The sequence below is a fragment of the Candidatus Eisenbacteria bacterium genome (assembly GCA_035712145.1).
Lineage (GTDB): Bacteria > Eisenbacteria > RBG-16-71-46 > RBG-16-71-46 > RBG-16-71-46 > DASTBI01.
The window spans coordinates 1-13503 of record DASTBI010000068.1; the positions used below are offsets into that span (position 1 = coordinate 1).

At 69.6% G+C, this 13503-nt stretch carries 9 protein-coding genes; all 9 read left to right on the plus strand.

The features are described from left to right. A partial coding sequence (locus VFQ05_04090; protein ID HET9325930.1) for a HEAT repeat domain-containing protein occupies positions 1 to 573 on the plus strand: 573 nt, incomplete at its 5' end. A 90-nt stretch (positions 574 to 663) separates the two neighbouring features. Beyond that, a complete protein-coding gene (locus VFQ05_04095) occupies positions 664 to 2001 on the plus strand; it encodes a HEAT repeat domain-containing protein (protein HET9325931.1) in 1338 nt (445 codons plus the stop codon). Positions 2002 to 2236: 235 nt separating this feature from the next. After that, positions 2237 to 3973 (plus strand): autotransporter assembly complex family protein, encoded by a 1737-nt coding sequence (locus VFQ05_04100; protein HET9325932.1) that lies wholly within the window; start codon positions 2237 to 2239, stop codon positions 3971 to 3973. Continuing rightward, positions 3970 to 7707 carry a translocation/assembly module TamB domain-containing protein gene (locus VFQ05_04105; protein ID HET9325933.1) on the plus strand — a complete coding sequence of 1246 codons (3738 nt, stop codon included), beginning with the start codon at positions 3970 to 3972 and terminating at the stop codon, positions 7705 to 7707. Before VFQ05_04100 ends, VFQ05_04105 begins: the two co-directional genes overlap by 4 nt. Positions 7708 to 7735: 28 nt before the next feature. After that, positions 7736 to 8485, plus strand: a complete 750-nt coding sequence (locus VFQ05_04110; GenBank protein HET9325934.1) for a glucose 1-dehydrogenase — start codon at positions 7736 to 7738, stop codon at positions 8483 to 8485. A gap of 261 nt (positions 8486 to 8746) precedes the next feature. After that, on the plus strand, positions 8747 to 9424 hold the full coding sequence (locus VFQ05_04115; GenBank protein ID HET9325935.1) for a BON domain-containing protein: 678 nt from the start codon (positions 8747 to 8749) through the stop codon (positions 9422 to 9424). 116 nt (positions 9425 to 9540) lie between these two features. Next, entirely contained in the window at positions 9541 to 10362 is an 822-nt protein-coding gene (locus VFQ05_04120; protein HET9325936.1) for a hypothetical protein, read from the plus strand. 139 nt (positions 10363 to 10501) lie between these two features. Next, entirely contained in the window at positions 10502 to 12127 is a 1626-nt protein-coding gene (locus VFQ05_04125; GenBank protein HET9325937.1) for a LuxR C-terminal-related transcriptional regulator, read from the plus strand. Positions 12128 to 12282: 155 nt separating this feature from the next. Next, on the plus strand, positions 12283 to 13497 hold the full coding sequence (locus VFQ05_04130) for an FAD-dependent oxidoreductase (GenBank protein HET9325938.1): 1215 nt from the start codon (positions 12283 to 12285) through the stop codon (positions 13495 to 13497). The last annotated feature ends 6 nt before the right edge of the window (positions 13498 to 13503 follow it).

Consider the following 13503-nt stretch of genomic DNA (forward strand, 5'->3'; position numbering starts at 1 on the left):
AAGGACGCGAGCGTGGACGTGCGCGAGATGGCCACCTGGGCTCTCGCGGACAGCCGGCATCCGGCATCGGTCGCTGCGATCGAAGCCGCGCTCCGCGACAAGAGTCCGCGCATTCGGCGAACCGCGGCCTGGGCGGCCGGCGAGATTGGCTCACGCTCGTTCGTGAACGGGCTCTCGGCGCTGCTCGCCGACGCCAATCCGGAAGTCCGCGAGGTGGCGGCCTGGTCGCTCGGCAACTGCTCGCCCCGGCCGGCGCCCGCGGCGCTGATCAAGGCGCTCGGCGACACGGATCGCGACGTGCGGCTCTGCACCGCGTGGGCGCTCTACGAGATCAGCGACCCGGGCACGGCGGACGAGATCGAGGCGGCATTCCGTCGCGAGAAGGACCGCGAAGTGCAGCATGGCCTGATCCGCGCGCTCGGCGCCATGGGCGAGGGGTCGGTCCACATCCTCACGAAGCTGGTCGACTCGTCGGACCCGGAGATCCGCGCGGTCGCGGTGGCGGCGCTCGCCGGGGGCAACGTCAGCGGACCCTGGCCGTGGCCACGTCCTGAGCCGCGTCCCTATCCCTGAACCCATTGCGTGAAGGCAGGAGCCTTCCCGCTGCCCACCGATGCTGAAAAGTCAGCACACCCGTCCCAACCCTCTTCGCCTGGAGCGGCCATGAAAGTCGCGATGTCTCTCTTTGTGCTGGTGCTCGTGGGCATGATCCACGAAGTCGGGTGCGCGCCACCCTCCGCGCGCGCCGCGGTGTCGGAGGACATTCGCGAGCTGATCGAATCCGCGCGCGGGGCGCCGGCGCCGCTCTGCGCGTTCGCGGCACGCTCGGTCCACAACCATTGGGGCGGGGCCGAGGCGCCGGCCTCGCTGCTGGGACCGTCGCTGGGCGGGCGCCGACGCGAGCGCCTTCGTCTCACCGAGGAGGACGTCCGCTATCTGCTCACGAGCCTCGACACGCCGGACCCCTGCGTGCGCGAGCTGGCGGTGCGGCTGGTCGCGCGCGTCGACCGCGAAGAAGTCGTCACCGGTTTGCTGCAGCGTCTGACCTCGGCGGATTCCTTGCTTCGCATGACGGCCGCCTTCGGACTCGGGATCGGGGAGCCGCGGCGCGCCATCGATCCGTTGATCCAGGCGACCAAGGACCAGGCTGCGGGGGTGCGGGCGAACGCCGTGTGGGCGCTCGGAAGGATCGAGGACCCGCGCGCGGTGCCGCCTGCGACCTCTCTGCTCACCGACCGCTCTTCGGTGGTGCGCGAAGCGGCGGCGGCAACGTTGGGCCACCTGGAAGCAAGGAGTTCGGCTTCGAGCCTCTCGCGCCTGCTGCGAGACGATCGCGTCGCCGGCGTGCGCCGCACCGCCGCATGGGCGCTCACGCAGATCGACGGCGAAGACGCCGTCCCCGAGATGAGCGCCGCGCTGCAGAAGGATCCGGATTCCAGCGTGCGCGAGATGTGCGCGTGGGCGCTCGGAAATCTCGATCGCGGCGAGACCGCGACCGCCGCGTTGATGGCCGCGGCGAAGCGCGACCAGGACGAGGACGTGCGCGAGACGGCGGTATGGTCGATCGGGGAGCACGGGGACGTGTCGATGAGCAAGGGATTGGGTGAAGTGCTCGAGACCGACCGCAGCCGCGACGTGAAGAGCACGGCCGCATGGGCCCTGGGTCAGATGGATCTCGAGTCGGCGCCCAAGGGGCTGATCGCGGCGCTCGACGATCGCGAAGCCAAGGTCCGGCTGACCGCGGCATGGGCGCTGGGTGAGATCGAGGACCGAGCGGCGTTGCCGGCGCTCCGCGCCGCGCTGACGCGCGAGACCAGCAAGCAGGTGCGCAAGGCCCTGATGCGCGCGCTGATTCGCTCCGGCGAACCCGCGGAGCGTCTGAGCCGCTTGCTCGAATCCGACGACCCCGAAGTGCGGAAGACCGCCATCCGTGCCATCTCTGGAAGCAGCGGGCTCGATCCTTGGCCATGGCCTCAGCCGCGGCCTCGTCCATTCCCGTGAGGCGCACCGGCTGGGCCGACATGACCTGGACCTGTCATGCCGTGTAATCGGTGCTGTGCCCGCTGGCAAAACCGCCTCCCATGAGCGACTAGCCACCCGGCCCTCACCTCGCGGGCGAAGCCGCACGGCCTTCGCTCACCGCATTCATCGCCGTTCAGCCTCGCCGTGCGCCGCGCCGCCTTACTGGCGGATGTCTTGCATGACAGCTCGGGATGCAAGGAGCGTCCCGGTGAGCATGTCGCACAGTCGATGGTGGGGAGGAGTCGGCCTGGCACTCCTGCTCGCGCACGCTCCCGCCCCCGCTCAGGCGGATCGAATTCGCGTTCGAGTCGAAGGCGTGAGCGGGGACCTCCGCCGCAATGTTCTCGCCCGGCTCACCATCCAGCGCACGGACGGAGCGGTGAGCGAGGGAACGATTCGGCACCTCGTGGAGCGCGCGCCCAAGGAAATCGACGAGGCGCTCCAGCCCTTCGGCTTCTATCGCTCCAACGTGCGCTCGAATCTCACGCGGGACGGCGATCAATGGACCGCCCGACTGGAGATCGATCCCGGACCCGTGGTGAAGGTGGACACGGTCGATGTTCGCGTGCTGGGTCCGGGCGAGCGCGATGCGGCGTTTCGCCGCATCGTGAATCGCTTTCCGCTGCGCGTCGGCGATCCGCTCCATCACAACGACTATCTGCGCGGCAAGGAGGCGCTGGTGCGCCGGGGCACCAGAGCCGGATATCTCGATGCGCGCTTCGACGTCGCCGAAGTGCGCGTCGATCTCGATCGATACGCCGCGGCGGTCCACCTGCACTATGAGACTGGGCCGCGGTTCCGGTTCGGCGATGTGAACATCGAGCAGGACATTCTGGATCCGGAGCTGGCGCACGACTTCATCCACATCCGTCGCGGCGACCCCTTCGACTACGGGCGCCTGCTCCAGACCCAGGAAGACTTGCTGGCCAGCCCTTACTGGAAGGGCGCCGAGATCACGCCGCGCCGAGATCTGGCGGAGAGCCTGGACGTTCCGATCGACGTGAAGCTGACCCCCCATGAGCCGCGCCGCCTCGTTTGGGCCCTGGGCTACGGAACGGATGACGGCGTTGCGGCAACCATGGGATTCGAGATGCGCCGGCTCAATCGCTCGGGCCACCGGCTCGGGTTCGATGGGCAGTACGGGCAGATCGGGCGGAGCGCCACGGTGCACTACCACATCCCGTGGGCCAACCCCGTGACCGACGAGATCGCGTTCGCCGTGGGCGGCGCCGACGAACGCCCGGTCACGAGCGTGACCCAGCGCGTCTTTGCGGCCACGACGCTTCGGCGGCAGCTCGGGGACTGGACGCGCACGCTCGGTCTGGCCTATGAGATCCATCGCTTCCCATTCGGCGCCGGTGACCGGACCTCGCGCTTCCTTGCCCCATCGGTCGTATGGACGTTCCTGCGGACCGACCCCCGCGTCGTCCCGGCCTGGGGTTCTCGTCTCGACCTCGACGTCCGCGGCGCGTCGAAACAGGTGCTCTCGAACGCCTCGTTCCTGCGCGCCGATGCTCGCGCCAAGTGGATCTCCACTCCGGTCCATCGCACCCGCTTGTTGCTGAGGGGCGAAGTCGGCACCACGTGGGCGCCCGATTTCGCGCCGCTGTCCCCCAGCCTCCGCTTCTTCGCCGGCGGAGGACAAAGCGTTCGCGGCTTCGCCTACCGCAGCCTCGGCCCGCGCGACAGCACCGGCGCCGTGATCGGTGGACCGCACCTCATCGTCGGGAGCGTGGAGGTCGACCGTCGCGTGCTGCGCAACTGGCTGGTGGCCGCCTTCTATGACATCGGGAGTGCGCTGTTCCGCCGCGGCGACCCGGCCGAGGACGCCGCGGGCGTGGGCCTGCGGTGGATCTCGCCGCTCGGGCCCATCCGCCTCGATGTCGCGATGCCGCTCCACGAGCCGGGTCGCAAGGTCCACCTCCACGTGGGAATGGGGCCGGACCTATGACCCGCCGTCATGTCGCGATCACCGCCGCGCTCGTCGCCACGCTCGCGCTCGCGATCGCCGGGGGCTTCTGGTGGGTCCTTGGCACCCAATCCGGCGCCCGGTGGGCATTCGAGAAGATCGGCGCCACGCTTCCCGGCCGCCTCGTGGTCGAGGACCTGCGCGGATCGATTCGCGGACCGATCCACGTGCGCCACCTTCACTACGAGTCCGAGACCTACGATCTCACCGCGGCGGATCTGCGGCTCGACTGGCAGCTCCGCCGGCTGGCTCGAGGCCGCCTCGACATCCACGTGCTGCGCGCGGACAGCGTGACCGTCCGCTTCAAGCCTGCCGCGGAAGCGCGGCGCGAGGAACAGGTCCGGCCGTGGCCGGACTTCGATCTGCCGCTCGACGTCCTGGTGCGCGACGGAATCGTCACGCATCTCGCGTTCTACCGGCCGGGCGTTCCCGAGCCGTTCCCGGTCGACAGCCTGCGGATCGTGGCCACGCTCAGCGACTCCCTCGAGATCGAGCGACTCGCTCTGCGGTCGCCCACGCTGAACGTCGACGCGCGGGGGAGCATGGGTATGGACGGCGCCTATCCCATGACGCTCGATGCGCGCTGGACCTATCGTTCCCTCGAGGGACTCTGGAGTGGCGCAGGCACTCTGACGGGCACGCTCGACACGCTCCATGTTCAGCAGCAGCTCGCCTCGCCGTTCACCGCGCGCGGAGGCGGCCGCCTCATCACGCCGTTCCGCGATCTTCGGCTGGACGGGGTCGTGGAGTTCTCCGGACTGCGCTTGCGCGATCTGGATCCCACGCTGCCGGCCGGCATGTGGACCGGCACGGCGCGCGTGGCGGGCGCCGTGGATTCGTTCGCGAGCAGCGGCCGAGTCGCTTCGCGCGAAGCACCCTGGGGACCGGCCGACGCCACCTTCCGCATCCGCCGCGAGCCGGCACGCTGGATCATCGATCAGCTGGAGATGGCCGTCCCCGGGCGCCGGACCCGCCTCTGGGCCACCGGCGTCGCGGACACGGGGCGCCGGGGTCGCTTGAGCTTCGACGTTCGCTGGAAAGACCTCGCATGGCCGACCACGGGGGAGCCGTTGTGGGCGAGCCACGAGGGACGCGCACGACTCCGCGGCACGCTGGCGCGCTACGAGATCGCGGGCGATGCCGCGGTCCACATCCCGCCGCGGATGGAAGGCCGCTGGCACATCGAGGGTATTGGGGACGCGCGCGCCATCGATCTGGCGCAATTCGAGGGAGATCTTGCGCGGGGCCGGATCGAGGGGCGCGGGAGGCTCGCCTGGTCGCCGGCGGTGATCTGGAGCCTCCACACCTCGGGCACGGTCGCCACCGGCGCCATCGACCCGCGCTATCCAGGAGAGCTCGGCTTCGACGCCACCAGCGAGGGGCGCATGACGCCGGGCGGGCCGGTGGGAACCCTGGTTGTCGCCCGCATGGCGGGAACGGTGCGAGGGTCTCCGGTCTCCGCGAGCGGTGACGTGCGCATGGCCGGCGATCGCTACCAGCTCACCCAAGGCCAGGCGACGTGGGGTGGCGCTCGATTCGGGGCGCAAGGATGGATGGGCTCCGCCTGGGATCTGGGATGGTCGTTCGATGTTCCGAACCTGGCCACGCTGGTGCCGGAAGCGCTCGGATCATTGAAGGGCGAGGGGCGAGTCACCGGCCCGAGAGGAGCCATGCGGGTCCGCGCAGACGTCCAGGGAGACTCGCTGGCCTGGCGAGACGTGAGGATGCGCGCGCTCGCGCTGAAGGCCGACGTCGATCCCGCCGGCAACACCCAGCTCGACCTTCACGCGCTGCGCCTGCGTAACCAGCGGTTCGCCCTCGACAGCGTGGCGGTGTCGGCGCGGGGGCCACGAACCCGTCAGCAATGGACCGCGAGCGCGCACGGGGAGCGCGACCGGATCGACGCGGCCCTGACCCTCTCCGGTTCTCCGAGCGCGGGGTGGCGTGGAACTCTGGATCGCCTCGCTCTCGTCTCCGCCACGGCGGGATCGTGGACCCTGGCGAGCCCGGCCGACGTCCTGAGCACGACGAAGCGCGTGCGCGTGCGAGATCTGTGCTGGGTGTCGGGCGAAGCGCGTCTGTGCGCGGACCTCGAGGGGGGACCTTCCCAGCCCATGGATCTCGATGCTCGCCTCACACGCATTCCTTTGGCGCTCCTCGGCCCGCTGCTGCCTCCCAAGATCGCCCTGGTCGGCCCGCTCGACGGAGAGGTCGACCTGAGCACGAGCGCGAGCGGTGCGTTGACCGCCAATATGAGCCTGACGCCGGGACCGGGCGAGATTCGTTACGTCGCGCAAGGCGCCGACACCGCGCAGGTGCGGTTCGATCGCGGCTCGTTACGGGTCCAGTCGAGCAGCCGCGGTCTCACCGGGGACCTGGCGATGGACTTCCGGCAGACGGGAACCTTGCGCACTCGCGTCGAGCTGCCGGGGCTGGACGTGCGCCAGCCGCTCGGGACTCAAGAGCTTGGAGGGCGCATCGACGCCGATTTCCGCGACCTCCGCATCGCGCAGGCGTTCCTCGAGGGCGTGCAAGCCACGCAAGGAACCTTGCAGGCGCACATGGACCTGGAAGGCACTCTCGCCGAGCCACTGGGCGTCGGCACGCTGCGCGTGGCGCAGGGGCGCGCGCTGGTGCCCGCAGCGGGGCTCGACCTCCGGGACATCGATTTCAGCGCTTCGCGCAGCGCCGGAGGAGGGATCGCGTTCGAAGGCAGCGTCCGATCGGGTCCGGGAACCGTGCGCACCGTGGGCCATGCGAGCCTCGCCGGAAACCGTCGCACGCTCCACGCGACGATCGAGGGCCAGAACGTCCAGGCCATGGATACCGACGTAGCCGACGTGCGGGTCTCGCCCAAGCTGACGGTCGACGTGAGCGGGCGTCGTGTCGACGTCACCGGACAGATGGATGTGCCGCGCGCGCGGATCGAATCGGTGACGTCGAAGCGGCAGGTGGTCCGCGTCGCCGACGACGTCGTGGTCTTGCAGGATGGGCGGCCGGAGAACGAGCCGGGCTACGACGTGAGCGCGCGAGTGCGGGTGACTCTGGGCCGCGACGTCCAGTTGCAGGCTCAGGGGATCGACGTCAAGCCAACCGGCAGCATCGTGATCGTGGAGTCGCCAGGCCAGCCGACGCGAGCGACCGGTGAGCTGCGCGCCGAAGGGGGTACGTACCGCGCCTACGGACAGGACCTGACGATCGAGCACGGCCGGCTGATCTTCGGCGGCGGGCCCATCGACAATCCCGCGCTCGACGTGCGCGCCATGCGCAGGGCGGCCGACGGCGTGGTGGCCGGCGTTCAGATGCGCGGGACGCTCCGGCGCCCGACCACGTCGGTGGTTTCCGATCCGGGGGTGGGTGAGACCGATGCGGTTTCCTACCTCATGTTTGGCCGCCCTCTCGACGATGTGAGCACCGGGGAGGGGGCGATGGCGACGCGGCTCGCCGCCGCACTCGAGGCGCCCGAGCTGTTGGGTCAGCTCAGCTCCGGGCTGGGACTCGACGAGGCGCAGCTCCGAACGGGAGGAACGGCGAACGACGCGGCGCTGGTCTTCGGCAAGGCCCTGTCGCCGAAGGTCTACGTGCAGTACGGGCTGGGCCTGCTCGACGCGGCAGCCACGCTGCGTCTGCAGTACGCCTTGAGCCGGATGTGGAGTCTGGCCGCCGAAGTGGCGCGCGAGAACCGCGCCGACGTCCAGTACAACGTGGAGTGGTAACCGCAGCGTCGATCCATGGAGGATAGCGATGCTCCTGGATTCCAAGGTCGCGATCGTCACCGGCGCGGGAAGCGGCATCGGCCACGCCATCGCCGTCCTGTTCGCCGCGCAGGGGGCCCGCGTGATCGTCTCCGACGTCAACGAACAAGGTGGAGCGGCGACCGTCGAGCAGATCACCAAGGCCGGCGGACAGGGTCGGTTCTTCAAGGCCGACACGTCGAGCCCGCAGCAGAACGAAGCGCTGGTCCAGGAGGCCGTGCGCTGCTACGGCGGCCTCCACGTCGCGGTCAACAACGCGGGGATCGGCGGTCCGATCTCGCCGACCGGCGAGTATCCTCTGGAAGGCTGGGACAAGGTCATCGCCATCAACCTCTCCGGCGTCTTCTACGGGATGCGCTACCAGCTCGGCGCCATCCAGGCGGCGGGCGGCGGCGCCATCGTCAACATGTCCTCGATCCTCGGACAGGTCGGCTTGCGTGGATCGCCGGCGTACGTCGCCGCCAAGCACGGCTTGGTGGGATTGACGCGAACCGCGGCGATCGAGTACGCGCCTCACAAGATCCGGGTCAACGTCGTCGGCCCGGCGTTCATCCGCACGCCGCTGGTCGAGAAGAGCCTGACCCCCGATGTGCTCAAGATGCTCGAGGGCCAGCATCCGATCGGTCGGCTCGGAACCTCCGAGGAGGTCGCCGAGCTGGTGCTGTGGCTGAGCTCGGACAAGGCCTCGTTCGTGACCGGCAGCTACTACGCGGTCGACGGGGGCTACCTCGCCCAATAGAAGAAAGCCGCTCGGGGAACGGGCGCACAGGCACGTTCTTCAAAGGCCGAGCGCCCCGGCTCACGTTCACCTTCTGGCCCCAAGCTCCGGGTTTTCCATGACTGCCTGCCATCGCGCGAGTTGCGCCGGGACTTCTCCCCGCCGTCCACGAATCACCTGAACATCCCCGGGACATCGCCGTGGAATGCCGAATGCTTTCTGCGCGGGTGGACAGCGCGGCACGCCGCCCACGGACGTGCCCGCACGGCGAGGAGGGCACCCATGAATCCGTCAGGAAACACCCAGCACCGGACCGGCGCTTTCGTTTCGGGCGTCGTGGTTGGAGTGGCGTCGATGTACTTCTTCGATCCCGATCGCGGCGGAAGGCGGCGCGCACTCGCGAGAGACAAGGGAGCGCGCCTGGTGCACGCCTCGCAGGACTTCCTCGGCAAGGCGGGCCGGGATCTGCGCAATCGCGCTCGGGGCTTGACGGCTGGAGTCCGCCACCGGCTGCACTTGGGGAACGGTGATCCGGGCGTGGTCGCCGAGCGCGTGCGCGCCAAGATGGGTCGTTTCGTCTCGCATCCTCACGCGATCGCCGTGACCACGGAGCAGGACGAACTCGTTCTGCGCGGCCAGATCCTCACGGATGAGATGACGCCGCTGCTCGATGCGGTCTCGAAGATTCCCGGAGTGCAAGGGGTGCGGAACGAGCTCGAGCCTCACGACCAGGCCGACGTGCCGGCGCTGCAAGGTGGCCTGCCGCCGCCCGGCGAGCCTGCCGAATGGCAACAGCGCAGCTGGACGCCCGGCCTCCAGCTGCTGACGGGTGCAGTCGCCGTCGGCCTGCTGGGCACGGCCATGCTGCGGCGCAATGCACGCCGGCGTGGGAAGGCCATGCCGTACCGATCCTCCAGTGGAGAGTTGGCGGTGTGGCCGACACCGGTCATGACGGATTGAGCATTCGAGGAACACGCATCGACGTTCGGGCATGACAACCCGGCGGTCGTCGCGACCCCGCGCGCGCTGGTGAACTCGTTTCCCTCACCGCACGCCGGGGCACGATGATCGTGATGATGAAGCACACGCGCGCGACCGGAGTGAGGCATTTTTTGGCCGACGTCCGGGTTTGGACCACGTGGCTCCTGCTCGCCACACTGTCGCTGGCGGGTTGTGATCATCGCGAGGCGAACCCCACCAGGCCCGACCTCGCAGCCGGAGACACGGTTCGCATCGGCTTCGTCGGCAACAGCCTCACGTACGTCAACGATCTGCCCGGCATGCTGGAGGCCTTGTCGCGCGCGGCGGCCGACACGCCGCCGATCGAGACCGAATCGGTCGCCTACGGCGGCTATGCGCTGGAGGATCACCTCGCTCAAGGCGACGCGGCGAGGATGATCCAGCGCGGGGGATGGGACCTGATCGTGCTCCAGCAAGGTCCCTCGACGCTGCCCGCGAGCCGCGAGAACTTGATCACGTACGCGCGCCAGTTCGCGACCCTCATCCGCGCGGAGGGTGCGGAACCCGCGATGTATGGCGTGTGGCCGGAGAAGACGCGCCTCGATGCCTTCGATGCGGGCATCGAATCCTATCGAGCGGCCGCGGATTCCATTCACGGACTGCTGTTCCCGGCTGCGAACGTGTGGAAGGCCGCGTGGCAGCGCGATCCCAGCCTGCCGCTCTACGGTCCCGACGATTTCCATCCCTCCGAGCTCGGCACCTATGCGGCGGCGGTGACGATCTACGCCGTCGTGAATGATCGCTCGCCGGTCGGATTGCCGTTCCGGCTCACCGCCTTTGGGCAGGCGGTGACGCTCGATAGCCTGCAGGCGCTGGACGTGCAGCGCGCGGCCGAGGAAGTCACGGGAACCGCGGGTCGCGTGACGCTGGATCGCTGACGGCTTCCAGGCCGCGCCCTGGTTCGCGTCACTTCGGTCCTGTAGGCTTCGGTTCGATCCAACCACTCGAACCCTGGCGAGGAACGGCATGAAGTCGCCGACACGACCGAAGCCGAGAGCAAAGGCCGGATCTGCCGGCATGGCGAGCGCCGACATCGAGCGCGGCCGCCAGGCATACGACCGGCGTGCATGGCGTGACGCTTTCGAAGCTCTGACGAGCGGCGACCCGGGAGATCTCGCGGAGGCGGATCTCGAGCGGCTGGCCTGGGCTGCCGCCCTCGCCGGCCACGTCGACATCGGTCTCACGGCGCTCGAGCGGCTGCACGACGTCCGAGCCGCCGCCGGCAAGACCTGCGAGGCCGCGCGCGCGGCCTTCTGGCTCGGGTTGCGGCTGATCACGCTGGGCGAGATTGGCCGGGCGACCGGCTGGCTGACCCGCGCCGAGCAGCTGATCGAGAAGGAAGAAGACTGCGTCGAGCGCGGCTACCTGCTCATCCCGCGCGGCTACGCGGCGCTGTTCCGCAAGGGCGTGGCGGCCGAGGCATGCGAAGCAGGGCGGCAGGCGCTGGAGATCGCCGAGCGAATCGGGGACCGCGACCTCGCGGGTCTGGCGCACATGCTCCAGGGCCAGGCGCTCACGACGCTCGGGGATCACGATGCGGGGCTCGCGCAGCTCGATGCGGCCATGCTGTCGGCGACGCGCGGACAGCTGAGCCCGATGGTGACCGGGATCATCTACTGCGGGACGATCGGCTGCTGCCAGCGCGTCTATGCCATCGATCGGGCGCGGGAGTGGACCGCGGCGCTCGACGCATGGGTTCGCTCGCAGCCCCAGCTCCTCGCCTTCACGGGATCCTGTCTCGTGCACCGCTCCGAGATCATGCAGCTCCAGGGGAACTGGCAGGAGGCGTTCGACGAGGCGCGGCGCGCGACCGAAGGCCAGGTCGCGGCCCGGGATCCCGACGGGATCGCCTCCGCCTACTACCAGCAGGGGGAGATCCTGCGGCTTCGCGGGGAGATCGAAGCCGCGGAGTCGGCCTACCGGAGCGCGAGCCAGCACGGCCGCGAGCCGCAGCCCGGTCTCGCGCTGCTGCGCCTCGCGACGGGTCAGACCGCCGCCGCGGCCGCGTCCATCCGCCAGGCGCTGAGCTCGGCGCCGCCGCAGTCCCGCCTCCGCTACCTGCCGGCCGCGGTCGAGATCCTGCTCGAGGCCGGGGATCACGACGCCGCGGAAGAGGCGGCCCGCGATCTCGTGCGGATCGCGTCCGGCTCGCGCAACGACATTCTCCAGGCGCTGGCGAACCACGCGCACGGCTCGGTCCGGCACGCCCGCGGCGACGCCCGCGGCGCGCTCGAGCCGTTGCGCCAGGCATTCTCCACCTGGCAGCGGGTCGGGGCCCCCTATCTCGCGGCGCGGATCCGTGCGGAGATGGCCGGCGTGCTGTCGGATCTGCGCGACGAGGAAGGCGCGGAGCTGGAGCGTGCCGCCGCCCGCGCCGTCTTTCGTGACCTCGGCGCGGCCCCGGACCTTGCCCGGCTGGACGGCACGGGAGGGGAGCGAGCGGCCCATCCCTTCGGGCTCACCGCACGCGAGCTGGAGGTCCTGCGGCTGGTGGCCAGCGGACGCACCAACCGCGCGATCGCCGAGCAGCTGTTTCTCAGCGAGAAGACCGTTGATCGTCACGTCAGCAACATCTTCGGCAAGCTCGACGTGCCGACGCGCGCGGCGGCGACCGCATTCGCCTACCAGCACAAGCTCGTCTGATTCCCGGAAAGAACTTCATGCATGGGTAGAACTCCCCACGCGAGCCCCCTTTGAAAATTGGGGGATTCGGCCGAAGCGCGACGCCCAGGAGGCTCGCTAGGGTGAACCCGTCGCATTCGACCCGCCGTGATGTGGGATCGGAAAAAGGAGGAGCCATGAACTCCAATCTGGAAACTCGCGAAGCCGCGCCGGCGTCCCGATCGCCTCTGCTCGAGGAAGGCGCCGCGTTCGAGACCCTGAGCCGCGAGAGTGACGCGGCGGCGCGCCCACGGGAGCCGGGTGAGCGCGAGCGCTTCGATGTGATCGTGATCGGCGGTGGTCAGGCAGGTCTCTCGGTGGGCCATCACCTGGCTCGGCTCGGGATCTCGTTCGTCATCCTCGAGTCCCACCCGCGGATCGGCGACTCGTGGCGCACGCGCTGGGACTCCCTGCGCCTGTTCACGCCGGCGCGCTTCAACGGACTCGACGGGCTGAAATTCCCCGCGCCTCCGTACGCGTTCCCGACCAAGGACGAGATGGGCGACTACCTCGAAGCCTACGCCGGCCACTTCAAGCTTCCGGTGCGCACCGGCACGCGCGTCGAGCGTCTGAGCCGCGAAGGCGACCGCTACGTGGTGAACGCAGGAGGGAAGCGGCTCGAAGCCAGCCACGTGGTCGTGGCGATGGCGACCTATCAGAAGCCCAAGGTTCCCGCGTTCGCCAGGGAGCTCGACTCGCGCACCTTCCAGATGCACTCGATCGACTACCGGCGGCCTTCGCAGCTTCCCGCGGGTGACGTGCTGATCGTGGGCGCGGCGAACTCGGGCGCCGAGATCGCGCTCGATCTCGCGAGGACGGGCCGGCGAGTATGGGTCTCCGGCCGGAATCCGGGCGAGGTCCCGTTCCGCATCGAGAACCCCGTCGCGCAGCGCGTGATCATGCCGCTCCTGTTCCGGGTGATCTTCCATCGCATCATGACCGTCGATACTCCGATCGGCCGGAAGCTGCGGCCGAAGTTCACGAAGAAGGGGCTGCCCCTGATCCGCACCAAATTCGCCGACCTCGCGAAGGCCGGTGTGAACCTCGTGCCCCGCGCCGAGGGCGTGAGCCAGGGCCGGCCCAGGCTCGCCGACGGAACCGTGCTCGACGTCAAGAGCGTCGTGTGGTGCACGGGCTTCGACATCGGCCGCGGCTGGATCGATCTGCCGGTGTTCGACGAGCACGAGGAGCCGGTGCAGAACCGAGGGGTGGTCCCGAGCGAGCCCGGTCTCTACTTCGTGGGCCCGCACTTCCTGTACTCGGCTTCGTCGACCATGATCCACGGCATCGGACGCGACGCGCAGCGCGTCGCCGAGACGATCGGCCAGCGTCTCCTGGTCCGAGCCGCGTAGTCACCC

Coding starts and splice junctions, on each gene's coding strand:
- VFQ05_04095 (HET9325931.1), top strand. CDS start 664: ATGAAAGTCGCGATGTCTCTCTTTGTGCTGGTGCTCGTGGGCATGATC.
- VFQ05_04100 (HET9325932.1), top strand. CDS start 2,237: ATGTCGCACAGTCGATGGTGGGGAGGAGTCGGCCTGGCACTCCTGCTC.
- VFQ05_04105 (HET9325933.1), top strand. CDS start 3,970: ATGACCCGCCGTCATGTCGCGATCACCGCCGCGCTCGTCGCCACGCTC.
- VFQ05_04110 (HET9325934.1), top strand. CDS start 7,736: ATGCTCCTGGATTCCAAGGTCGCGATCGTCACCGGCGCGGGAAGCGGC.
- VFQ05_04115 (HET9325935.1), top strand. CDS start 8,747: ATGAATCCGTCAGGAAACACCCAGCACCGGACCGGCGCTTTCGTTTCG.
- VFQ05_04120 (HET9325936.1), top strand. CDS start 9,541: ATGAAGCACACGCGCGCGACCGGAGTGAGGCATTTTTTGGCCGACGTC.
- VFQ05_04125 (HET9325937.1), top strand. CDS start 10,502: ATGGCGAGCGCCGACATCGAGCGCGGCCGCCAGGCATACGACCGGCGT.
- VFQ05_04130 (HET9325938.1), top strand. CDS start 12,283: ATGAACTCCAATCTGGAAACTCGCGAAGCCGCGCCGGCGTCCCGATCG.